Origin of the sequence: Allotamlana fucoidanivorans (assembly GCF_045788535.1) — a bacterium.
In the GTDB taxonomy this organism is placed as follows: Bacteria; Bacteroidota; Bacteroidia; order Flavobacteriales; family Flavobacteriaceae; genus Allotamlana; species Allotamlana fucoidanivorans.
Genome location: NZ_CP074074.1, coordinates 906,212 through 928,043, shown reverse-complemented (window position 1 = coordinate 928,043; position 21,832 = coordinate 906,212). Strand labels below are relative to the sequence as shown.

Genomic DNA, 21,832 nt, shown 5'->3' with positions numbered 1-21,832 from the left:
ATTAAGAAATCAATTTAACTACATCTTTCGCAAAATACGAGGCGATAATGTCTGCCCCAGCACGTTTAAAAGCTATAGTGGTTTCTAGCATCACTTGGTCATGGTCTAACCATCCGTTTTGGGCTGCAGCTTTAATCATAGCGTATTCTCCTGATACTTGATACACGGCTACAGGTACATCAACTTCATTTTTAATGTCTCTTAAAATGTCTAGGTAAGAAAGGCCAGGTTTTACCATAACAATATCTGCACCTTCTTCAATATCCATTTCGGTTTCTTTAATGGCTTCAAATCGGTTGCCGTAATCCATTTGGTAGGTTTTTTTATCCTTTGGAATGTCAACTAAATCAACAGGAGCAGAGTCTAAAGCATCTCTAAAAGGGCCGTAAAATGATGAAGCATATTTAGCCGAATAACTCATAATACCTGTATTTATAAAACCTTCATCTTCTAAAGCCTCCCGAATGGTTAAAATACGTCCGTCCATCATATCACTTGGCGCCACAAAATCGGCTCCAGCTTCAGCGTGAGAAAGGCTCATTTCAGCAAGAAATAGAGCGGTTGCATCATTAACAATCTCTCCGTTGTCAATTATGCCATCATGCCCGTAAGCGGAGTAAGGGTCTAAGGCCACATCGGTCATGACGAGCATATCCGGACAAACGTTTTTAACTGTTTTTATAGCACGTTGCATGAGTCCATTAGGATTTAAAGCCTCTTCTCCTGCATTATCCTTTAAATTATCAGGCACTTTAACAAATAGCAATACCGATTTTAGCCCTAATTTCCACAGTTCTTTTATTTCATTTTCAAGCAAATCTAAACTATAACGAAAATAATTAGGCATTGATGGAATTTCGTCTTTTATACCTTTGCCTTCAACAACAAATAATGGTACTAAAAAGTCGTTTGGGGTTATAATGGTTTCGCGAACTAAAGAACGAATGGCTTCGTTGGTTCTTAATCGTCTATTTCTTCGTAATGGGTACATAATTTTTGGTTTTAAAAGCCAATAAAGTCATTAACATCATCGGCCCATTTCATAAATTTTTTGGGTGCTTTAAAGCGATATCCTATATATAATTCAATAAAACTGATAGCGTCACCTTGTCTGTTAGTATTACCAATACTTTTTTCTAAAACGGAGATATTGGTGTTAATGCCTGAGAAAAATGAATCAGAATTATAGCTTAATACAACGCGTCCAGTAAGCTCATACAAAATAGTGTTTATATTTTCGGCGCCTACATTTTCAGAATGACTTAAACCCATACCAAACGATGCTCCAGCAGAAAATAAGAGTTTATTAGATAGTACAAAGTTATAATAATAACTTGGCGAAATGGCTATATCAAAAGAAGTAGCGCGTTCGCTAAGATTATCTGTATTAACAAAAAACTTGGTGTAATACAGCGAAAGTTTAGGAATAAAACTTCCAGCACTTTTATTTTGCTTTTCGTTTTGATAGCCTATCGCTCTAAACGAGAATTTTTTATTGAATATATACGATGTGGCACCTCCAAGTTTTAAGGTTTCTATTTCAGGAAAATAAAATGAGGAAAAATTATTGTCGCTAAAAGAAAATCCCTTTTGGTAGTAAAAATCAATGGTTTGCATCCATTGGCGGTAAAACATTCTGAAGTTTAAGTTAAACAATTCAGAATCGGCATTATCTTTATTCGTGTTTAAAAATTTAGGAGAAAACCCAAACGCAAGTTCTACGCTTCTAAATAAAAGTGATGCTCCTAAGTAATCTCTTTCATTTGGGCGTAATTCGTATTCTTCCCCGTCATTATCTGCAAAGAAAAAGATATTTGCTGTGTTTACTAACGATAATCTGGCTGATATTTTATCAGGGAACCCTGTAATATATTCACTTTTAGCAATACTATCCTGCGCCAAAGTAGGTAGTGTGCAGCAAATTATATAAGTATATAGTAGTTTTTTTATACCCAATCTTTAGGTGTTTTTAAAACGGTTATTAATTTTTCTTCTTCGCTTCCTGGTTCGGGGTGGTGGTCATAAACCCATTGTACATGCGGTGGTAAGCTCATCAAAATACTTTCAATACGACCATTGGTTTTAAGTCCGAATAATGTGCCTTTATCATGTACTAAATTAAATTCAACATAACGCCCACGACGAATTTCTTGCCAGTTACGTTGTGCTTCAGTATAATCTAAATCTTTTCGTTTTTCAACTATGGGGATATAAGCCTCTAAAAAGCTATTACCTATTTCAGTAACAAAGCTGTACCAATTGTTCATGCTCATTTTGTCTGTAGCTTTACAATAATCAAAAAACAAGCCTCCTATTCCTCTCCCTTCATTTCTATGTGCGTTATAAAAGTACTCATCGCATCGTTTTTTGTAATTCGGATAAAACTCAGGGTTATGTTTATCGCAAGCTGTTTTACAGGTTTGATGAAAATGAATAGCATCTTCTTCAAATAAATAATAAGGCGTTAAGTCTTGGCCGCCACCAAACCAGCTGTCTATAATGTTGCCCTCTTCATTATACATTTCAAAGTAACGCCAATTGGCATGAACTGTTGGAACCATTGGGTTTTTTGGATGAAGAACGAGACTTAATCCGCAGGCAAAAAAGTCAACATCACCAACCTTAAAATACGTTTGCATAGACTTTGGAAGTTTTCCGTGTACACCAGAAATATTTACACCGCCTTTTTCAAAAACATTTCCATTTTGAATTACGCGGGTTCTTCCGCCACCACCCTCTGGCCTGTCCCAGAGATCTTCTTGAAACTCGGCATGACCGTCAATAGCTTCAAGGGCTGAAGTAATTTGGTCTTGAAGGGTGTGTATATAGTTGAAAAATTGATCTTTCATTACTGTTAGTTTATTTTATGATATAGCTCGTATAGTTCCATATTGAGCGCACGTTCTTTTGGGGGTGTAAATGCTTTTTTTAATGTTTTTATCCAAGTAAAATGACATGAAGTAGCTACTGTAATACTTGGCGTATTGCTTTTATGCACTATGATTTGAAGCGTTTCCAGTTTAAGCTCATTAAATGCGTGTTTTGATAGTAACGCTATGGCTTCAGAAATTACCCCTTTCCCTTTGTGTTTGTAATCAATACAATAGGCAAACTCACCTTGTTTTTTAATCCAATCAATAGCTTTAAGGTAGATTAAACCAACTATTTTATTTGCGTTTTGTGGCTTTAAGGTAAATAGAATCTCTTTTTTTGAATTGAACTCACGGATTTTGTTTTCAACAAAAACTTGGGATAATTCTGGAGTTAGGTTTTGTGCTAAAGTTTTTGGAAAATACCGGTTTAACCTATCTTTATTTGCAGAAACAAAATCATATATACCCCAATGATCAAGTGATAATACTGGTTGAATGGTATATATTGAACAGTTAATCTGCATTAACAAGTTTGTTTTTTAATGTCAAGACTTCAATAGTTTTAACCGAAGCTGCTGTAACCGATAAAGGTAACACTAAAATTACACCAATTACAGGAATTAATAAAAACAAAATAAAGATGATACCATTTCCAATCGCTATACCTTTATGGTGTTTAACAAATTTAATACTTTCTTTATAGTTAAAGTGGCGTTCTAAAGTGTAATCCATATTTCCAAAACCTGCATAATAGGCTTGTACAGTAAATAATAGCACGACTGAAAATATATTTATTACTGGAATGAACTTTAGAAGCAAAATAGGCATGGTCAATACCAGTTCCATCATCAGGTTTCTAAGGTTGATTTTAATACCACGCCATAGCTGTTGAATAAACGATGTATTTCTATATGAATGCGGTTTAAAACCAGTTAAATGCGCTTCAATTTTCTCTGAAACAGGACTCATAAATGGTGCTGAAAAAGCCATGATAATGTGCTTGTACAATATAAGTCCTATGGCTAAAACAATGATGACACCAATAAAAGTTCCTATGGTAGAAAAGGTTTCTTTGCCCCAATCCCAAACCCATATTTGAGAGATAAACTGCCCAATGTTGTCCGATAACCCATATGCTGAAACACCTATAATTACAGCAGTAAGTAAAGAAATTAGCATGGGTATGGCAAAATATTTCCAAAGTTTAAGTTTAGAAATGAGGCTAAATACCCCAAAATATGCTTGAATTCCTGAAAATATATGTTTAATCATGACGTTGTTTTAGCTTTAGCTTACAGCGTTATTTTTGAACTTTATAAGGAAAGAAAAACCATCGCTAAAATTGAATTTACCTTTTATATGGTAATGATATAAAAGGTAAAAGGCATTTTATTTTTGTTACTGACCATATTCTTTTACCGCATCAATAAAGGCTTTTGCATGATCTAAAGGAACGTTTGGTAAAATACCATGCCCTAAATTTACAATATACTTATCTTTTCCAAAGTCATCAATCATTTGATGTACCATTTTTTTAATGGTTGCAGGGGGTGATAACAAGCGCGTAGGATCAAAATTACCTTGTAATGTTATATTTCCACCCGTTAAATAACGGGCGTTTTGTGGAGAACACGTCCAATCTACACCTAAAGCCGACGCTTTACTTTTGGCCATTTCCCCTAGTGCAAACCAACAGCCTTTTCCAAATGCAATGACTGGAGCGTTATCTTTTAAAGCTTCAATAATTTGATTGATATATTGCCATGAAAACTCCTGATAATCGGTTGGAGAAAGCATACCACCCCAAGAATCAAAGACTTGAACCGCATTAACACCAGCCTTTACTTTTTCTTTTAAGTAAGCAATGGTGGTATCTGTTATTTTTTGCAGCATTTGATGAGCGGCTGCGGGGTTAGTAAAACAAAACTCCTTAGCTTTATCAAAGGTTTTGCTGCCTTGGCCTTGTACACAATAGCATAAAATAGTCCATGGCGAACCAGCAAAACCAATTAACGGAATATCGTCATTAAGTAATTCTTTGGTGGCTTTTATGGCTTGATATACATAATCTAAGGCCTGAGTGACATCTGGAACAATAACATTGTCAACATCTTTTTGGGTACGAACAGGATTTGGTAAATATGGTCCAAAGTTAGGTTTCATTTGTACCTCGATGTTCATGGCTTGTGGAATAACCAAAATATCGCTAAACAAAATGGCCGCATCCATACCGTATCTTCTAATGGGTTGTACAGTAATTTCACTGGCCAACTCAGGCGTTTGGCAACGGGTAAAGAAGTCGTATTTTTCACGTATGGCCATGAATTCCGGTAGATATCTTCCTGCTTGACGCATCATCCAAACTGGAGGGCGTTTTACCGTTTCTCCCTTTAAAGCTCTTAAAAATAAATCGTTTTTAATCATAGTTATTTGTTCTGAGTTGTTGGCTATGAGGTTTGAGCAGAGGCTATTGACCTGAAATGAATAACCAAAAACCGTTAAATATAATGTTGATTCACTAATTCTATAACACTTTCAACAGTTGGCACTTTGGCAATTCTCACATCATCAAAATGCCTTTTTGCTGCTTTAGCTGTGGTTTCTCCTATGCAAAACGCGATAATCTCGTTTTTGTTTTTTTCAACATAACTATCAACGGTTGAGGGGCTGTAAAACATGACACCTTCAATAGAATCGGCTACTTTAAATCCGTCAAACTTAGTTTGGTAAGCCTCAACCTCATTCACTGCTATGTTGTTTTTCTCTAATATGGTAGGCAAATCATCCAGTCTAATATCGCTACAAAAATAAGTTACCTCACTTCCCTCCATATATTCCACAAGGTATTCAGCAAGTTTTTTTGCATTTTTCTCGGTATGGGTTACGGGGCCAATTTTGTTTTCAATTAACCGTTTGGTACGTCGTCCTACACAATAAATATTTTTAAACTGTAATTCACTGGAAGAAAAGTTTGTAGATAGGGCTTCTACCGCATTTTTGCTGGTAATAATTACATTTTCAATTTCTTTTTTTATGAATCGTGGATGAATTCTATTTAACCCAATTTTTATAAAGTCAGAACTGTCAGCTACTACCTTTTCATGAAACAATAAGCGTTGATCTTCTGTAAAAGATTTCGTAGAAAACACTTTAGCTTTTTTAGTGGAGTTTTTAATGGTATCCATGAGGCGTTTACCACCGCGCTCTATAATGAAGTCTGCACAAAATTGTGCCATATCTTTGTGTTCACCAAGATTTTTAACTCGGGTCACATCAATACGTTTAGAGCCGTCTTCACTTAGCAAAACACCTTTAAAGTTAATCTCATTATTTTTTATTACGGCCAGAGCACCAATAGGAGCGGTACAACCACCTTCAAGTTTGTTTAGAAATTCACGTTCAATAGTGGTACAAATTTCTGTTTCTTCATGATTTAGTTGGGCGCATGCTTTAAGAGAAAAATCATCTTCGCCTAAAGCTGTAATCATAATGGCACCTTGCGCTGGCGCTGGGATCATCCAATCTAAATTAACGGCTTCATCAGGGCGTATTCCTATTCTTCCAATGCCTGCAGCGGCAAAAATAGCACCATTCCACTGGTCGTTATCTTTGAGCTTTTGTAGTCTGGAGTTCACATTGCCACGTAAATCAACAATGGTATGCGTGGGAAAACGGTTGAGCCATTGGGCACGTCTTCTTAAGCTTCCTGTGGCAATAACAGCATCTTTGGCTCCTAAAAATTCTTCGTTGTTTTTAAAAACCAGCGTATCATTTACATTTCCACGTTTTAACACTGCTGCTTGAACAATGCCTTTTGGTAACACTGTTGGTACATCTTTTAAGGAATGAACAGCTATATCAATATCATGATTAAGCATAGCAATATCAAGCGTTCGGGTGAAAATACCTGTAATGCCCAGTTCGTATAGGGGTTTATCAAGAACTATATCGCCCGTAGATTTTACGGGAACAAGCTCTGTAACATACCCTAAATTTTCAAGTTGATGTTTAACTATGTTGGCCTGCCATAGTGCTAACTCACTATCGCGTGTACCAATTCTTATGGTTTTAGACATGTTTTGTTGAAGGTTCTAACTGGAACACTTTTTTTATGAGTTCCAAACTTTCGTCGGTAGGAACATCATCATCTTTTAAGTGATGGGCAAAGTGGTTAGTGATTTTTTGAATAATATTATTGCTAATAATTGCGGCTTGAGTCTCATTAAAATCAGCATGTTTTTTACGTTGCACTTCCAATTCGGCAGCAGCAAAATCAGATAATTTATGTTTTAAGGCTTTAATAGTTGGTGCAAACTTTCTAGTTTCTAACCATTCGCTGAATTCTAAATTTACTTCATCTAGAATGGCTTCAGCCATAGGAATCTGGGCTTTTCTTGCCTCTAAAGTTTGATCTGTAATTTGCGAAAGATGATCTAAATGCACAAGTGACACATTATCAAGTTCCTCAACATTAGCGTCTACATTTTTTGGAATAGATAAATCAAGAATCAATAAGGGTTTTTCAGACTGAATAATATGCTTGTCAATGGTTGGGCGTTGGGCACCAGTGGCAACAATCAAAATATCAGAATTAGAAATTTCTTCTTGTAAATTGGCATAATCTTTAACAATCAAATTAAACTTACCAGCAATTTGCTCGGCTTTTGTTTTGGTTCTATTGATTAAAGTGATGTGCTCATTTTTAGTGTGTTTTACCAGGTTTTCACAGGTATTTCTTCCAATTTTTCCTGTTCCAAAAAGTAAAATATTTTTATTAGAAACCTGTTCTATACTGTTTAAAATATATTGCACTGAGGCAAAAGAAACCGATGTGGCCCCTGATGAAATATTGGTTTCTGTTTTAATGCGCTTACTAGCTTGAATCACCGCATTTACTAAACGTTCTGTAAAATGATTGAGTAACCCGTGTTTGCGTGACAGTTTTGTGCTTTGTTTAAGCTGACTTATAATTTCAAAATCACCAAGAATCTGGCTATCTAAACCAGAGCCTACACGAAACATATGTGAAATAGCTTCTTTATTTTTATAAATGTAGGCTACTTCTCTAAATTCTTCAACGGTGCCTCTTGTATTGTCACAAAGTAGTTGGATAAGTTGGTAAGGATGCTCTGCAAAACCATAAATTTCAGTACGGTTACAGGTTGATGTTACCACTAAGCTTTCAATATTATTCGTTTTAGCTTGAGCAAGGAGGCGAAGCTTAGATTCGTCATCTAAACTAAAGTGCCCTCTTATTTCCGCATCGGCTTTTTTGTAACTCAAACCAATGGCGTAAAAGTACTTACTTCTACTAATGTTATACTTTTGCATGCTTAATACCTGAAAATGTGAAGCAAAAATATAGGGATGCCCTAAAAAAAAGTAACGATAAAAGAACTTTTATTGTCGTTTGTGGTTTTTTTGCGTTGTTTTTTTATAAAACAGGATAAATATCATAATTTTGTTAGGGTACAGGAGGTTTTTAAACAATTAATTTAGAATAAATCTAAATAAAATTTATGAATACAGAATTTGATTCCGATAAAAATGTCGCTCAAAGTTCATTTAATGAAACGTTGGTAGAGGAAGGTGTTTTGGTGTTAACCTTTAAAAATGAAGAAAATAAAACGCAATCTGTTGCCAAAGAAATAGATAGTGATTTTATTCAATTTCATTTTTGTGTTAAAGGGTCAAGTCAATTTGTGTTTAACGAAGGGCGCTATAAATTAAATATTCTTGAAGAAAATTCTTTACTGCTTTATAATCCGCAGCGCGATTTACCCATTCATTTAGAAATCAATCCGCACTCATGGATGGTATCGATTTTAATTTCTATCAAGAAATTTCATGGTTTTTTCTCTCATGAGGCCGATTATATCACCTTTTTAAGTGAAGATAATCGGGATAAAAAATATTATAAAGACGGTGTTATTTCGCCATCTATGGCCATTGTGCTAAATCAATTGATAAACTATGGGTTGAATTCATCTATAAAACCCTTATATTTTCGAGGGAAGGCTTATGAGTTATTAAGTTTATATTTCAATAGAAGTGAAGAAGCTAATATTGAACAATGTCCGTTTTTAGTAGATGAAACTAACGTCATTAAAATTCGTAAAGCTAAAGATATTATTGTAGCTCAAATGGCTGAACCGCCTTCGCTTCAGGAGTTAGCAGATGAAATCGGGCTAAGTTTAAAAAAGTTAAAAGAGGGTTTTAAGCAAATTTATGGCGATTCTGTTTTTAGTTTTTTATTTGATTATAAAATGGAAGTGGCACGAAAACTACTTGAGTCAGGCGAAAATAACGTGAATGAAGTAGGGCATAAAGTGGGATACAGTACCTCAAGTCATTTTATCGCGGCCTTTAAAAAGAAGTATGGAACAACTCCTAAAAAATATGTGATGTCATTAAGTTAATTGTAAGGTTTTATGGTAAAAAACAACTACAATACAGTAACTTAACAATAGAATATGAAATACTTAACTCCAGAAATAGAAGCGCTTTCAAAGCAACACAACCATAAATCATTGATTAGTTCAAGTGCGTCCTGTGGGATTTTTCAAGATTGTACTTATAGTCAGAAAAAGTCACATGAACATTATCAATTTTTGCTAAGTAAAATAAAGGACCATTAAAGGCGTCAATTATTAGCGCTATAACTGAAAGAACTATACGCGTTAGTTTTTATGTCGTTATTAAGAATGGTGACTTCTGATGCCGTTTAGAATTACCTCTTGTTTTTCTTTATATTAGTGAAATCATTGTATTTTTGTGATGCTAAAAAAATATAATGAAAAAAGGAGTCTTACTTGTTAATCTTGGTTCCCCTGATAGTCCAGAACCTAAAGATGTAAAAAAATATTTAGGAGAATTTTTAATGGATGAGCGTGTTATAGACATCCCCTACGTAGCAAGAGCCTTGTTGGTAAGAGGAATAATTTTAAAAACACGCCCTAAAGCTTCGGCAGCAGCCTATAAAAAAATTTGGTGGAAAGAAGGCTCGCCACTTATTGTTATTTCTGAACGCCTTCAAAATAAAGTTCAAAAGCAGGTAGATGTCCCCGTATCTTTAGCTATGCGTTATGGCAGCATGTCTATTCACAATGGCATTCAGGAGTTGGTAGATCAAGGGGTAAATGATATCTTGTTGTTTCCATTATATCCGCAGTTTGCCATGGCAACTACAGAAACCATAACAGTTTTGGCTGAAAAGTTACGCCATGATTTTTTTCCAGATATAAACATTGAGTCAGTTCCTGCATTTTATAATAAACCAGATTATATTGAGGTGCTGTCAAATTCTATAAAATCACATATAGAAGGCGAAAATCCTCAGCATCTTTTATTTTCATATCATGGAGTTCCTGAACGCCATATCAGAAAAAGTGATGTTACAAATTCACATTGTAAAATTGATGGAAATTGTTGTGTAACCTCAAGTAAAGCACATGAGTTTTGTTACCGGCATCAGTGTTTAGAAGTAACGCGTTTGGTTGCTGAAAAACTTGGTTTAAAAGAAGGTACCTATTCTACTTCATTTCAATCACGATTAGGATTTGATCCTTGGTTGCAACCTTATACAGATAGAACGATAGAGCGTTTAGGAAAACAAGGTATTAAAAATATGGCAATTGTTACGCCTGCCTTTGTAAGCGATTGTTTAGAAACGCTTGAAGAAATAGCTATGGAAGGTCAGGAGATTTTTCATGAAGTAGGTGGGAAGCACTTTAAAACCGTACCATGTTTAAATGATGACGACGCTTTTGTAACGTTGTTATCGCAGTGGATAAATCATTGGGTAACATCTGAAACTGTTGCCGTATAATGGCTCGGCTGATATCACATGGTTTGGGGACTGAGCCCATTGGTAAATTACTGGTAAAACAAGCTGTTCCAGCTTCTATTGGTATTTTGGTCATGTCGCTTAACATTTTAGTAGATACCGTTTTTGTGGGGAATTGGATAGGGTCAACGGCCATAGCTGCTATAAATGTTGTATTGCCAGTGTCATTTTTCATTGCTGCTTTAGGTATGGCCATAGGAGTTGGTGGTTCATCAATTATTTCAAGAGCACTTGGTGCAGAAAATAAAGAAAAAGCACGAACAACCTTTGGGAATCAAATTACCTTAACAACTCTTTTTACCGTTACTATGGTCATCTTGGGGCTTTGGTTTGTTGACAGTATCGTGCCAACTTTTGGAGGGAAAGGAAATATATTAGAACCTGCAAAAACGTATTATGTTATTGTGCTTTATGGAGTGCCTTTTTTAGGGCTTTGCATGATGGGAAATACAGTAATAAGGGCTGTTGGTAAGCCAAAAGTTGCTATGTATGCTATGATGCTACCGTCAGTCAGTAATTTGCTGTTAGATTATATTTTTATTTATGTGTTAGATTATGGTATGGCTGGTGCAGCTTGGGCATCAACTTTATCTTACTTGGTATGTTTTATATTTATTTTGGGCTTTTTTATCTCAAAACAGTCTGAAATAGAGCTTGCAAAATGTCACTTTGGTCTAAATAAAGCGACTGTTGTTGAAATAGCTTCCTTAGGAGTTGTAACCCTATCAAGGCAAGCCATTGTTAGTGTGACTTATTTGCTAATGAATAATATTCTGTATACGCTAGGGGGGGAAAGTTCGGTTACGGCATATGCTATAGTTGGTAGAATGCTCATGTTTGCATTATTTCCCGTTTTTGGTGTGGCGCAGGGCTTTCTTCCCATAGCTGGTTTTAATTATGGTGCTGAAAAATATGCAAGAGTAAAAGAAACGATTTATACAGCTATAAAATATGCTGCACTGTTGGCAACTATTGTGTTTGTGTTTTTAATGGTCTTTCCTGAAACCATTACAAGGTTATTCACATCTGATGCTCAAGTTATTTTAGAAACACCTGCAGCCATGCGTTGGGTGTTTGCAGCCACACCTATCATTGCATTACAGCTTATAGGAGCGGCTTATTTTCAAGCCATAGGAAAGGCAAAACAAGCGCTTTGGTTAACCTTGAGCAGACAAGGGCTTTTTTTTATTCCGCTTATTTTTATTTTACCTGTCTTTCTTGGAGAATTGGGAGTTTGGATAGCTTTTCCAATTGCCGATGTTTTAGCAACTCTAGTCACAGGATATTTTCTTTACAAAGAAATAATTAAGAACTTAAATCCAGAATTAAAATCGGTTAATTAAAAACACCATATGGAATATTACGGCTATATAAAATCGTTTCATCTTATTTTTGTCATCACTTGGTTTGCAGGGTTGTTTTATATTCCAAGGCTTTTTGTGTATCAAATAGAAGCGTTTCATAAGGCATCTCCAGAAAAAGAAATACTAGGTAAGCAATTAAAGCTCATGGCAAAACGCTTATGGTATATTATTACTTGGCCATCTGCTATATTGGCAACTATTTTTGCGGTATGGTTACTTATTATAGTTCCTGGTTGGTTAAAAGAACCTTGGATGCATGTTAAGCTAGCTTTTGTTGTTTTGTTGTTTATTTATCACCTTAAAACACATCAGTATTACAAACAACTTCAAAATGACATTGTAAAGAAATCATCAAGCTATATGCGCATTTGGAATGAGGGCGCCACATTTATTCTGTTTGCTGTCATTTTCTTGGTGGTTCTTAAAAGTGCCATTAACTGGGTTTGGGGTATAGTTGGTATTTTTGTTTTGGGTGTACTTATCATGCTGGGCTTTAAGGTTTATAAGCATATTAGAGAAAAAAATCCAGAGGCTTAATAGTTACTGCCTCTTAAGTATGCGCTCTTTTGGTTGTCATTTTTTTGTTGATAGAAGCTAGGTTTGGTTTGATTATTGCTATATTTAAGCTTGTAAAATTTGTAACATTCTGTGTTGTTTAAAGCAAAAAAACCTTCGCTTCGTACCCGTATTTTTCTAGCCATGATTCTATTGGTTTTGTTGGGATCTATTCTTATTTCTGCCGTAGCCATTTACCAGTATAGAGAGCAAAGTCATGATTATCATGAAAGCAGGTTAGAGCGTAAAGAGGAAAACATACAAACCCATATAAAACGTACCTTAAATGGCAGACAAAATACTTGGGAAGTAAAAACTGAAAACATTCCGTTTATTTTCAAGGAAGAGATTTACAATATTGCCGATATACATAAATTACAAATTAACTTGTATGATTTAGAAGGCGGTCTTCTAATTTCTTCAAAAGCGGGTTTTCAAAATAATGTAGCTGATAAATGTTTAGACACTCACATTATGAACGCTATTAGCAATACTGTTCAGGTAAAAAGCGATTCTGAAATTGCAGAACATAGGTTTGTAGCTAAACATCAGGAAAATGGTGAAACCTTTCAATCGTCTTACACTTATATTACCGACAATAGGTCTAAACCCATTGCTATTTTAAATATCCCTTATTTAGAAAAGGATGATTTTCTTAAAAAGGAGCTTGAAGAATTTCTAACCCGCATGTGGTATGCCTTTTTATTTGTATTGCTCATGGCTATTGCTATTGCTTTTTTATTGTCAAAATACATAACAAAATCACTAAAAAGCATTAGTGACATTATGAATGCCACAAGACTTGAACGTAGTAATGAACGTATTGAAATTAAAGATAGTACGGAGGAAATTTCAACCGTGGTAAGTGCGTACAATAGCATGATTGATGAACTTGAAGAAAGTGCGGTACAATTGGCTAAAAGTGAACGCGAACAGGCCTGGCGTGAAATGGCAAAGCAGGTGGCTCATGAAATAAAAAATCCCTTAACGCCCATGCGATTAACAGTGCAAAACTTTCAACGCAAATTTGATCCTACTGATGAGAATATTCATAAGAAACTTGATGAATATAGTAAAACCTTGATTCAACAAATAGATACTATGAGTTCTATCGCTTCGGCATTTTCTAATTTTGCAAAAATGCCAGCACAGCAAAAAGAAACGCTAAATGTGGTGCAAATTGTAAAATTAGCGCTCGATATTTTCAACGAAGATTATATTGTTTTTAAGTGTGATTCAGAGGAAATAATCGCTAAATTTGATAGAACACAACTCATACGTGTGGTAACAAACTTGGTGAAAAATGCCATACAAGCCATGACGGAAGAGAAAACACCAAAGATTGAAATTTTAGTTTCTGAAACAGAGATCGATGTGTTAATAAGTGTTACCGATAATGGTTCTGGGGTTTCTGATGAAAGTAAAGATAAAGTGTTTGAACCTAAGTTTACCACCAAAAGTAGTGGCATGGGCCTTGGTTTGGCCATGGTAAAAAATATTGTAGAAACCTATAACGGAAGCATTTCTTTCGATTCAAAAGATGGAGAGGGAACTACGTTTAACGTTTCTTTTCCTAAAAAATAAGTGTTATGAGCTACAACAATGTACTTTTTACGAAAAACAAGGGGATTGCCTTGATAACTATTAATCGCCCGAAGAAATTAAATGCTTTAAATAAAGAAACTATTGGGGAGCTTCACAATGCTTTTTTTGAAGCAGACAAAGATGAAGAAATAAAAGTTATAATAGTTACGGGTAGCGGAGATAAAGCGTTTGTTGCTGGTGCAGATATTAGTGAGTTTGCTCATTTTAATGTTGAAGATGGTACAAAGTTAGCAGCCAAAGGGCAAAAAGATTTATTTGATTTTGTAGAAAACCTCTCAACTCCTGTTATTGCTGCTATTAATGGTTTTGCTTTAGGCGGCGGATTAGAATTGGCTATGGCTTGTCATTTTAGAGTAGCTAATGATAATGCTAAAGTGGGGCTTCCAGAGGTGTCTTTAGGCCTTATTCCAGGATATGGGGGTACCCAACGTTTAACCCAATTAGTTGGTAAAGGGAGAGCTATGGAAATGATTATGACAGCTACTATGATTGATGCGCAAAAAGCCTTAAATTATGGTTTGGTAAACCATGTAACCACACCAGATGAACTATTGCCATTTTGTGAAACTATGGCAGAAAAAATAAGCCGAAATTCATCAGTAGCCATTGCCGCGGCCATACGATCTATTAATGCCAACTTTGAAGATGGCGTGAATGGATTTGAATTAGAAATAGAGGAATTTGGGCGATGTTTTGGAACTCAAGATTTTGCCGAAGGAACTAGTGCTTTTTTAGAAAAACGTAAGGCTAATTTTCCAGGCGCATAGTTTTAAGCAGAACAGGTGCAGTTTTTGAGAAAAAGTGTTTTGTTAACAAACAACACTAGCTTTAACATATTTCTATTTCAAGAATAAGTAACTTTACTGAGCGTTTAGTTTTAATCCCTTCCAGTTCTAAAATAATGTTGTATGAACCCTAAATCTAATATTAAAGGTCGTGGGGCGCAAGAGCATGTACCCAATCGATTTTTTGAATTGTACCATGAAGTTCGAGACGATTTTCTGGAGTATTGCCAGAAAACAGGTGAGGTTTTTGATGAAGATAAAACAAAGTTTCTTGAGGTATTTCCAAAAACCATAGTGAATCAGGTTAAAAGTCCAGATGTTGGTATGTTGTATTCCATGAATCCCTATCAGGGCTGTGAGCATGGATGTATTTATTGTTATGCCAGAAATTCACACGAATATTGGGGCTATGGGGCAGGCTTAGATTTTGAGCAAAATATCTTAGTTAAAAAGGAGGCTGCCAAATTATTGGAAGCACATATTACCAAGAAAAGTTGGAAAGCAGTACAAATCATTATGTCTGGAAATACGGATTGTTATCAACCCGTTGAGAAGCAATTTGAAATCACCAGACGTTGTTTAGAGGTTTTTTTAAAGTATAAGCATCCAGTAGGTATTATTACAAAGAACGCCATGATAAAAAGAGACTTAGACCTGTTAATCGAGTTGGCTAAAGATAATTTAGTTACCGTGAATATATCTATTACCTCATTATCAGAAGATATAAAACGTATTTTAGAGCCCAGAACGGCTAGCATAAAAAAGCGTCTAGATACAGTTAAACTATTAAGTGATAACGGTATTCCTGTCAATGTGATGATAGCGCCAATTATACCTTCAATTAATAGTCATGAAATTTTATCTTTAGCCAAAGTAGTGGCGCAGTATGGGGCTACATCTATTGGCTATACCGTGATACGATTAAATGGTGCTTTAGGTAGGCTTTTTACAACATGGATAAAAAAAACGATGCCAGACCGTGCGGAGAAAGTATTACATCAAATAGCCGATTGTCACGGTGGAAGCTTAAATGATTCAAGATATGGTACCAGAATGCGGGGTGAGGGAAAAATAGCAGAACAAATTCATGCTATGGTAAAACTGGCAAGAAGAAAATATTTTAAAGATGCATTGATACCAGAGTTGAATTGTAAACTACACGAATCTCATAAAAACAGGCAATTATCCCTTTTTTGAATGAAAAAGGTGAGCAAAACTGCTCACCTTAATCAACTTAACTAAATAAGAAACGAGAGGGTTTAGTAAATGTGTTTTTCAAAGGTGTGGTCGGCACTAATAACTTCAATCTTATAAGTACCAAGACTTAGACCTTCCAATTTAAAAGCTTTTTCTATCAGTTGTTGATTCTTTAATGTTTTAGAATACATTAACTCAGAATGGTTACCATCTAAAAAATAGAAATTAATTTTTAAAGGCTTCCTATTAAGGTTTAATTTACTCATGTAAACCATATCTCCTTCTACTCTAAAAGCAGGTTTAAAAATGGTTTCTTCAAGTTTTTTTTGAAAAGTAACTGTGTTAGACTTCACATAAAATGGAATAAGTTTGATTTCAAAATCTTTCTCCAATTCAAACATGTAAGTGCCGTTAGGTAGAGAAGTTAAGTCGAAACCTTTGCTGTAAATTCCAGATTGTTGGAGTAACTCTTTATATAACAATAAGCCATTTTCATCTTTAATTGATAAAACATTCCCTTTCTTTATATTATATAAAGTAAGTGGGGTTCGTTTTGCTTCAAATGTAATTTTAAATTTTGAAGCATCATTGGCGAAACTTAACAAGGTAGCAAACAATGTTACCATTAAGAATCCTTTTTTTGAATGTTTAATTACTTTTTTCATAATTTGGGTTTTATAACGTTCAACACTGTAAAATTACATTAGTTTTTAAGTATGTAAAACATTGATATTGACTTATTTATGTGCTAAATTGACTGTTATTTTTATGTGAAATTTAGGTTAAGATAAAATGGTATATGTATGAGATAATTGTATTGTAAATGCAAAGGGAAAGACTTTAGTCTTTACATTTCTAAAAGCAAAGAATTTAAAAAAATGACCAAAAAAAAGTGGCCACCACAGCCCACTTTTACTAACTAAACTAAACTAAATAAGACATTAAACTAATTATTAATGAATTTTGTAAATGTTTTATCATTGGTGTTAACCACAATTTTGTAATTGGTATCACCCTTAAGTTGGAATACTTTTTCAAGAATTTTAGCATCCTTCACTTTTTCATTATGTACTAGTTCATAACCATTTTCATATTCACCATAGATTGCAATATCAACCGTTTCATGGTTTAAAGAAAGTTTGGTTAGAAACACAAGGTCATTTTCATGACGCACATAAGGTTTAAAGATGGTAGTTTCATCTTCCTTATTAAAGGTAACAGTGTTAGCTGTTACATGAAAAGGAATCGTGCTAATTTCTAAATCTTTATCAACCTCAAAGACATAATCACCATCTGGTAAAGATGTAAGATCAAATCCTTTTTTATAAAGACCATTAGTTTGAACCTGTTCTTTATATAGAACAACACCGCTGTTGTCAATGATTGAAATTTTATTACCTTGTTTTACATGTTCTAGTACTAAAGCTGTTTTTTTAGAATCTTCTTTAATTAACAGTTTAAGATCACTAGCGAATCCAAAAACGGTAGCGCACATAGTTACCATTAAGATTCCTTTTTTTGTGTTTGAGATTACGTTTTTCATAATTTAAAAATATTAACGTTCAACGGTACAAATATAGGTTGGGTTTAAAAGGTGCAAAACACTGATATTGACTAATATGTGTGCTAAATTAACTGTTAAATCTATGTAAACTTTACACAGGGATAATAGAGCATATAGAGGGGTTAATTGGGCATAGTTTTATATGTATGCATAATATATAAAGGTGATAGTTCAGGTGTCTTATAAGTAAGGAGGGAGAAGAAAGAACAAGAGAAAAATGAGACAAAAAAAGTGAGCCACCACAGCTCACTTTTACTAACTAAACTAAACTAAATAAGACATTAAACTAATTATTAATGAATTTTGTAAATATTTTTCTTTGGTGACTTTTTATTTATTCTTCTAAAACTAACGTTGTTTCTTTTAAATCTTCTTTTATTAGTAATATAACGTTATTAGAAAACCCAAAAATGATAGCAAATATGGTTGCTACTAAAATTCATTTTTTTGTGTTTGTAATGACGTTTTTCATAAACTTTGAAGTTAACAACGTTTAACAATACAAAGATAGAGCAGGATAGGGTACAGGAAAACAGCAATTTTTGCTTATTTATATGGTATTTTAACTGTTAAGGCAATGTTAATATGTGAGAAAGTTAATATAACACACAATTAGGGTAATAAAATATATAATGTATGCATAATAAGTGCTAATTTTGCTTGTAAAAAGGTAAGCTATGATTAATAAAAAGCCAACTCTAAAAAAAATTAGTCCCAGTTTTGGGAGTTCGCTTTTGGTGAAACAGCACGTTGAGCAAGTTGATAAGAATGACGCTTATTGGCATTTTCACCCAGAGCTAGAACTTATTTACATAAATAAGGGGCAAGGAAAAACACATATTGGTAATCACCTATCATATTTTAATAATAGTCAATTAATATTAATAGGGTCTAATTTACCACATAATGGGTTTACAGATAGATTGACAGCTAATGGAACTGAAACCACCATACAATTTAAATCGAACTTTTTGGGAGACGATTTTCTGCAAATTCCTGAAATGGGTCATATTATTGCTTTGTTTGAAAGAGCCAAAAAGGGGATTAGATTTAAAGTAGATACTAAGAAAAAAATTGGAAGGAAGATAGAAAAGTTACTTGAACATGATGGTTTAAAGCGTGTATTGAAATTTTTAGAAATTCTAGATTTCTTGGCTAAAACTGACGATTATATGCTACTGAATGCAGACGGTGTTGCCTTTGAAGCAGAAGCTCAAGACAGTGCAAAAATTGGTACCATATTTAAGTTTGTTAATAAAAACTTTCAAAATCACATTGCTTTAGATGAGATTGCCGATAAGGTGAGTATGACAGTGCCTGCCTTTTGCAGATACTTTAAGAAAGCCACCGGAAAAACATTTACCCAGGTAGTAAACGAGTACAGGGTGGTACATGCTACAAAATTACTGTCAGAGGAAAGTGAAATGAGTATTGCTGATGTGTGTTATGAATGTGGATTCAATAATTTTTCACATTTTAATAAAACCTTTAATGATATTACTGGAAAAAGTGCATCAAACTATAGAAAAGAAATTAAAAAGATAATTAGTTAATTTATCTTATTCCATTCCATTCATTATAAAATTGCTCAAGAAACGCTAGCATGTAGTTATGGCGCTCTTGGGCAATTTTTTTCCCAGTTTGTGTATTCATCCTGTCTTTAAGCAATAATAATTTTTCATAAAAATGATTAATAGAAGGAGCTGTTGACGATTTATAGACTTCTTTGGTCATATTGAGGTTTGGTTTTATCTTAGGGTTATATAAAGCTCTGTTTTTAAAACCACCATAATTAAAACATCTGGCAATACCAATGGCGCCAATGGCATCTAATCTATCGGCATCTTGCACCACATCTAATTCAGGCGATTGGAATGTTTGTGGGGTATGCCCCCCTTTAAAAGAAATATTTTTGATAATGTTGACTACGTGCTCTATGATAGTAGAATCAACATTTTGTTTAAAAAGAAATTCTCGCGCCATTTTAGGCCCCACAGTTTCATCGCCATTATGAAATTTACTATCGGCAATATCATGTAATAACGCTCCTAAAGATACCACGAAAAGGTCTACAGGCTCTTTTTTAGCAATGAGCAAGCTATTTTTGTATACACGTTCTATATGAAACCAATCATGTCCACCTTCCACATCATTTAGGGTTTCTTTTACAAAAATTTTGGTTTTAGTTATGATTTGATTTTCAGACATAATGATGAAAACAAAAATTCCTTTCGGTGTATGGAAAGGAATTAAATTTTGTGTTGAATATGATATTATTTAGTAAGTGCTGGCTCTACCCATTTAAATTGAAATGAATTTTCTGGAATTTTCATGCGCTCTGCTAAGCGATACATTCTGGCGGGAAGTTTCATTAAATAGTCTCTCGCTTTTTCTGCTTCATCGGTGAGCCCCGTAATTTTATCAATTTCCCATCTATTGATTAATTTTTGAAGAATATCAACATAATCTGTTGAGGTATAAACCCCAATACGCTGTGCCGTATTTGAAAATTCTTCAAAAGCAGAGCCTATTTTACCGCCTGTTTCTCTTAAAAAATGAGCAGGCATGGTAATCTTTTGTTTCATCATATAGTGAAAAGCCATCATCATTTGGCTAGGATCTACCTTAAAAATACGGTCTACAAAATCAGAATAAGCATGATGGTGACGCATTTCATCCCCAGAAATGATTTGACACATTTTAGCCAAACGTTTGTTTCCTTTTTTTCGAGCAATTTTAGCTACCCGGTTGTGTGACACATAGGTAGCTAATTCTTGAAAGCTGGTATATACAAAGTTCTTATAAGGATCTCTGTCTGTGCCAATATCAAAACCGTCTGCAATAAGATGTTGCGTAGTAATTTCAATTTCTTTCATATTTACTCTACCCGAGAGGTAAAGGTATTTGTTTAGTACATCACCATGACGGTTTTCTTCGGCGGTCCATTGTTTTACCCATTTTGACCATCCGTTGCCACCCCCATCTACTTGATTAACCCCTTCTACATCCATGAGCCACGACTCATAGGTTGGTAAGGCTTCCTCAGTAATCATATCACCAACCAAAACCACCCAGAAATCATAAGGTAATTCTTTGGCCAACTCTCTTATTTCTCTAACCTCTTCAAAAAAAGTGTCATTAGTGGTTTCAGAATTTGGTAGAAAATCTGTGGGTTGCCATATGGTATCAATCGGAATTAAATATTTTTCCATTAAAGCGTCAACGTCTTTTTCCAAAAACTGCATCACCTCTAATCTCTTATTTTTTAAAGACATCTGTATAAGTTTTATATGTGAACAGCACTAGTAATGGTGCTTTCAATAGTTTTAATAAGCTCTTGCTTATCTACAAAGGTACTAACTTTTAAAGGCTTATGCACGGTAAAAGTAACATGTGTACCTAAACTTAATGGAAAATTACCATATTTTAAAATTTTCCATGAGTTATTAATAGTTATTGGTACAACCTGTGCATCAGGTATTTTTTTGAATAAAATCTCTAAGCCTTTGGTTTGAAAAGGTTTTGGTTTTCCTGTTTTACTGCGTGTTCCTTCTGGGAAAATGACAGCTGCTCTTTTGTTTTTAGCAATGTATTCTCCAAACTTCATAAGAGCAGGTAGGGATTGTCTTGGGTTCTTTCGGTCAATTAATGCGGCGCCACCATGACGCAAATTATAAGACACACTAGGAATACCTTTCCCTAATTCAATTTTACTTATGAATTTTGGATGATATTTTCGCATAAACCATGTTAATGGATAAATATCATGAAGACTTTGATGGTTGGCTACAACAATTAAAGGCTGGTTTGCTTCAATATTGTATGGATTTTTAAAGCTAAACCGTGTTCCTAAAATATTGGCACATCGCATTAAGCAAAATTGCAAGGCATCCACACTTTTTTTGTGGGCTTGATAACCAAAAACGTTAAAACAAAACCACTGGATAGGATGAAAAACAACGAGTGTTAATAAAAAACACAAGTAATAAATAGCGCTTATGGGGTATGATAAAATTTTTAGCATGCGCCAAAAATAAGTAAAA

At 34.4% G+C, this 21,832-nt stretch carries 21 protein-coding genes; 8 read left to right on the top strand and 13 right to left on the bottom strand.

Going from position 1 to position 21,832, the window contains the following annotated elements; all coding sequences use genetic code 11:
• Nucleotide 1: 1 nt before the first annotated feature.
• The 8 genes from hemB to hemA form a co-directional block, all read right to left on the bottom strand.
• Entirely contained in the window at nt 2-991 is a 990-nt protein-coding gene (hemB, locus tag KFZ70_RS04410; RefSeq protein ID WP_139694697.1) for a porphobilinogen synthase, read from the bottom strand.
• Nucleotides 992-1,002: 11 nt separating this feature from the next.
• Nucleotides 1,003-1,902 (bottom strand): DUF4421 family protein, encoded by a 900-nt coding sequence (locus KFZ70_RS04405; RefSeq protein ID WP_158293158.1) that lies wholly within the window; start codon nt 1,900-1,902, stop codon nt 1,003-1,005.
• 44 nt (nt 1,903-1,946) lie between these two features.
• Nucleotides 1,947-2,849: an oxygen-dependent coproporphyrinogen oxidase gene (gene hemF / locus KFZ70_RS04400; protein WP_139694699.1), complete on the bottom strand. Its 903-nt coding sequence runs from the start codon at nt 2,847-2,849 to the stop codon at nt 1,947-1,949.
• Between the two features lie 5 nt (nt 2,850-2,854).
• The gene (locus tag KFZ70_RS04395; protein WP_139694700.1) at nt 2,855-3,397 is read right to left on the bottom strand and encodes a GNAT family N-acetyltransferase; all 543 of its coding nucleotides are present in this window, start codon (nt 3,395-3,397) and stop codon (nt 2,855-2,857) included.
• On the bottom strand, nt 3,387-4,145 hold the full coding sequence (locus KFZ70_RS04390; RefSeq protein WP_139694701.1) for an EI24 domain-containing protein: 759 nt from the start codon (nt 4,143-4,145) through the stop codon (nt 3,387-3,389). Before KFZ70_RS04390 ends, KFZ70_RS04395 begins: the two co-directional genes overlap by 11 nt.
• A gap of 126 nt (nt 4,146-4,271) precedes the next feature.
• Entirely contained in the window at nt 4,272-5,297 is a 1,026-nt protein-coding gene (gene hemE / locus KFZ70_RS04385) for a uroporphyrinogen decarboxylase (RefSeq protein WP_139694702.1), read from the bottom strand.
• Nucleotides 5,298-5,371: 74 nt separating this feature from the next.
• Nucleotides 5,372-6,949, bottom strand: a complete 1,578-nt coding sequence (gene hemC, locus KFZ70_RS04380; protein WP_139694703.1) for a hydroxymethylbilane synthase — start codon at nt 6,947-6,949, stop codon at nt 5,372-5,374.
• On the bottom strand, nt 6,942-8,204 hold the full coding sequence (gene hemA, locus KFZ70_RS04375; RefSeq protein WP_139694704.1) for a glutamyl-tRNA reductase: 1,263 nt from the start codon (nt 8,202-8,204) through the stop codon (nt 6,942-6,944). The genes hemC and hemA overlap by 8 nt, the downstream gene beginning before the upstream one ends.
• Before the next feature lie 188 nt (nt 8,205-8,392).
• Here hemA and KFZ70_RS04370 point away from each other — a divergent pair, with 188 nt between their 5' ends.
• The 7 genes from KFZ70_RS04370 (at nt 8,393) to KFZ70_RS04340 (ending at nt 16,225) form a co-directional block, all read left to right on the top strand.
• Nucleotides 8,393-9,292: a helix-turn-helix transcriptional regulator gene (locus tag KFZ70_RS04370; protein WP_139694705.1), complete on the top strand. Its 900-nt coding sequence runs from the start codon at nt 8,393-8,395 to the stop codon at nt 9,290-9,292.
• A 374-nt stretch (nt 9,293-9,666) separates the two neighbouring features.
• Nucleotides 9,667-10,701 carry a ferrochelatase gene (hemH, locus tag KFZ70_RS04365; protein ID WP_139694706.1) on the top strand — a complete coding sequence of 345 codons (1,035 nt, stop codon included), beginning with the start codon at nt 9,667-9,669 and terminating at the stop codon, nt 10,699-10,701.
• Nucleotides 10,701-12,062, top strand: a complete 1,362-nt coding sequence (locus KFZ70_RS04360; RefSeq protein ID WP_139694707.1) for an MATE family efflux transporter — start codon at nt 10,701-10,703, stop codon at nt 12,060-12,062. The genes hemH and KFZ70_RS04360 overlap by 1 nt, the downstream gene beginning before the upstream one ends.
• A gap of 9 nt (nt 12,063-12,071) precedes the next feature.
• Nucleotides 12,072-12,620, top strand: coding sequence for a CopD family protein (locus KFZ70_RS04355; protein WP_139694708.1), 549 nt, complete (start codon nt 12,072-12,074; stop codon nt 12,618-12,620).
• A gap of 162 nt (nt 12,621-12,782) precedes the next feature.
• On the top strand, nt 12,783-14,222 hold the full coding sequence (locus tag KFZ70_RS04350) for an ATP-binding protein (RefSeq protein WP_139694709.1): 1,440 nt from the start codon (nt 12,783-12,785) through the stop codon (nt 14,220-14,222).
• Between the two features lie 5 nt (nt 14,223-14,227).
• Nucleotides 14,228-15,010 (top strand): enoyl-CoA hydratase/isomerase family protein, encoded by a 783-nt coding sequence (locus KFZ70_RS04345; RefSeq protein WP_139694710.1) that lies wholly within the window; start codon nt 14,228-14,230, stop codon nt 15,008-15,010.
• 141 nt (nt 15,011-15,151) lie between these two features.
• A complete protein-coding gene (locus tag KFZ70_RS04340; protein WP_139694711.1) occupies nt 15,152-16,225 on the top strand; it encodes a PA0069 family radical SAM protein in 1,074 nt (357 codons plus the stop codon).
• Nucleotides 16,226-16,287: 62 nt separating this feature from the next.
• Here KFZ70_RS04340 and KFZ70_RS04335 read toward each other — a convergent pair whose 3' ends face one another.
• Complete coding sequence (locus KFZ70_RS04335; RefSeq protein ID WP_139694712.1) at nt 16,288-16,890, bottom strand: hypothetical protein; 603 nt, start codon at nt 16,888-16,890, stop codon at nt 16,288-16,290.
• A 281-nt stretch (nt 16,891-17,171) separates the two neighbouring features.
• On the bottom strand, nt 17,172-17,768 hold the full coding sequence (locus tag KFZ70_RS04330; RefSeq protein ID WP_139694674.1) for a hypothetical protein: 597 nt from the start codon (nt 17,766-17,768) through the stop codon (nt 17,172-17,174).
• A 698-nt stretch (nt 17,769-18,466) separates the two neighbouring features.
• Here KFZ70_RS04330 and KFZ70_RS04325 point away from each other — a divergent pair.
• A complete protein-coding gene (locus KFZ70_RS04325) occupies nt 18,467-19,342 on the top strand; it encodes an AraC family transcriptional regulator (RefSeq protein WP_139694713.1) in 876 nt (291 codons plus the stop codon).
• Between the two features lies 1 nt (nt 19,343).
• On the opposite strand, the gene KFZ70_RS04320 is transcribed toward KFZ70_RS04325, so the two are convergent.
• The 3 genes from KFZ70_RS04320 to KFZ70_RS04310 all read right to left on the bottom strand — a co-directional run bounded on the left by KFZ70_RS04320 (nt 19,344) and on the right by KFZ70_RS04310 (nt 21,813).
• A complete protein-coding gene (locus KFZ70_RS04320) occupies nt 19,344-19,997 on the bottom strand; it encodes an HD domain-containing protein (RefSeq protein WP_139694714.1) in 654 nt (217 codons plus the stop codon).
• A 65-nt stretch (nt 19,998-20,062) separates the two neighbouring features.
• A complete protein-coding gene (locus tag KFZ70_RS04315) occupies nt 20,063-21,064 on the bottom strand; it encodes an acyl-ACP desaturase (RefSeq protein ID WP_139694715.1) in 1,002 nt (333 codons plus the stop codon).
• Between the two features lie 11 nt (nt 21,065-21,075).
• A complete protein-coding gene (locus KFZ70_RS04310; RefSeq protein WP_139694716.1) occupies nt 21,076-21,813 on the bottom strand; it encodes a 1-acyl-sn-glycerol-3-phosphate acyltransferase in 738 nt (245 codons plus the stop codon).
• Between the last annotated feature and the right edge of the window lie 19 nt (nt 21,814-21,832).

Excerpts from the sequence above, each read along its gene's own strand:
- hemB (WP_139694697.1), bottom strand. The coding sequence starts at position 991 with ATGTACCCATTACGAAGAAATAGACGATTAAGAACCAACGAAGCCATT.
- hemF (WP_139694699.1), bottom strand. The coding sequence starts at position 2,849 with ATGAAAGATCAATTTTTCAACTATATACACACCCTTCAAGACCAAATT.
- KFZ70_RS04395 (WP_139694700.1), bottom strand. The coding sequence starts at position 3,397 with ATGCAGATTAACTGTTCAATATATACCATTCAACCAGTATTATCACTT.
- KFZ70_RS04390 (WP_139694701.1), bottom strand. The coding sequence starts at position 4,145 with ATGATTAAACATATATTTTCAGGAATTCAAGCATATTTTGGGGTATTT.
- hemE (WP_139694702.1), bottom strand. The coding sequence starts at position 5,297 with ATGATTAAAAACGATTTATTTTTAAGAGCTTTAAAGGGAGAAACGGTA.
- hemC (WP_139694703.1), bottom strand. The coding sequence starts at position 6,949 with ATGTCTAAAACCATAAGAATTGGTACACGCGATAGTGAGTTAGCACTA.
- hemA (WP_139694704.1), bottom strand. The coding sequence starts at position 8,204 with ATGCAAAAGTATAACATTAGTAGAAGTAAGTACTTTTACGCCATTGGT.
- KFZ70_RS04370 (WP_139694705.1), top strand. The coding sequence starts at position 8,393 with ATGAATACAGAATTTGATTCCGATAAAAATGTCGCTCAAAGTTCATTT.
- hemH (WP_139694706.1), top strand. The coding sequence starts at position 9,667 with ATGAAAAAAGGAGTCTTACTTGTTAATCTTGGTTCCCCTGATAGTCCA.
- KFZ70_RS04360 (WP_139694707.1), top strand. The coding sequence starts at position 10,701 with ATGGCTCGGCTGATATCACATGGTTTGGGGACTGAGCCCATTGGTAAA.
- KFZ70_RS04355 (WP_139694708.1), top strand. The coding sequence starts at position 12,072 with ATGGAATATTACGGCTATATAAAATCGTTTCATCTTATTTTTGTCATC.
- KFZ70_RS04350 (WP_139694709.1), top strand. The coding sequence starts at position 12,783 with ATGATTCTATTGGTTTTGTTGGGATCTATTCTTATTTCTGCCGTAGCC.
- KFZ70_RS04345 (WP_139694710.1), top strand. The coding sequence starts at position 14,228 with ATGAGCTACAACAATGTACTTTTTACGAAAAACAAGGGGATTGCCTTG.
- KFZ70_RS04340 (WP_139694711.1), top strand. The coding sequence starts at position 15,152 with ATGAACCCTAAATCTAATATTAAAGGTCGTGGGGCGCAAGAGCATGTA.
- KFZ70_RS04335 (WP_139694712.1), bottom strand. The coding sequence starts at position 16,890 with ATGAAAAAAGTAATTAAACATTCAAAAAAAGGATTCTTAATGGTAACA.
- KFZ70_RS04330 (WP_139694674.1), bottom strand. The coding sequence starts at position 17,768 with ATGAAAAACGTAATCTCAAACACAAAAAAAGGAATCTTAATGGTAACT.
- KFZ70_RS04325 (WP_139694713.1), top strand. The coding sequence starts at position 18,467 with ATGATTAATAAAAAGCCAACTCTAAAAAAAATTAGTCCCAGTTTTGGG.
- KFZ70_RS04320 (WP_139694714.1), bottom strand. The coding sequence starts at position 19,997 with ATGTCTGAAAATCAAATCATAACTAAAACCAAAATTTTTGTAAAAGAA.
- KFZ70_RS04315 (WP_139694715.1), bottom strand. The coding sequence starts at position 21,064 with ATGTCTTTAAAAAATAAGAGATTAGAGGTGATGCAGTTTTTGGAAAAA.
- KFZ70_RS04310 (WP_139694716.1), bottom strand. The coding sequence starts at position 21,813 with ATGCTAAAAATTTTATCATACCCCATAAGCGCTATTTATTACTTGTGT.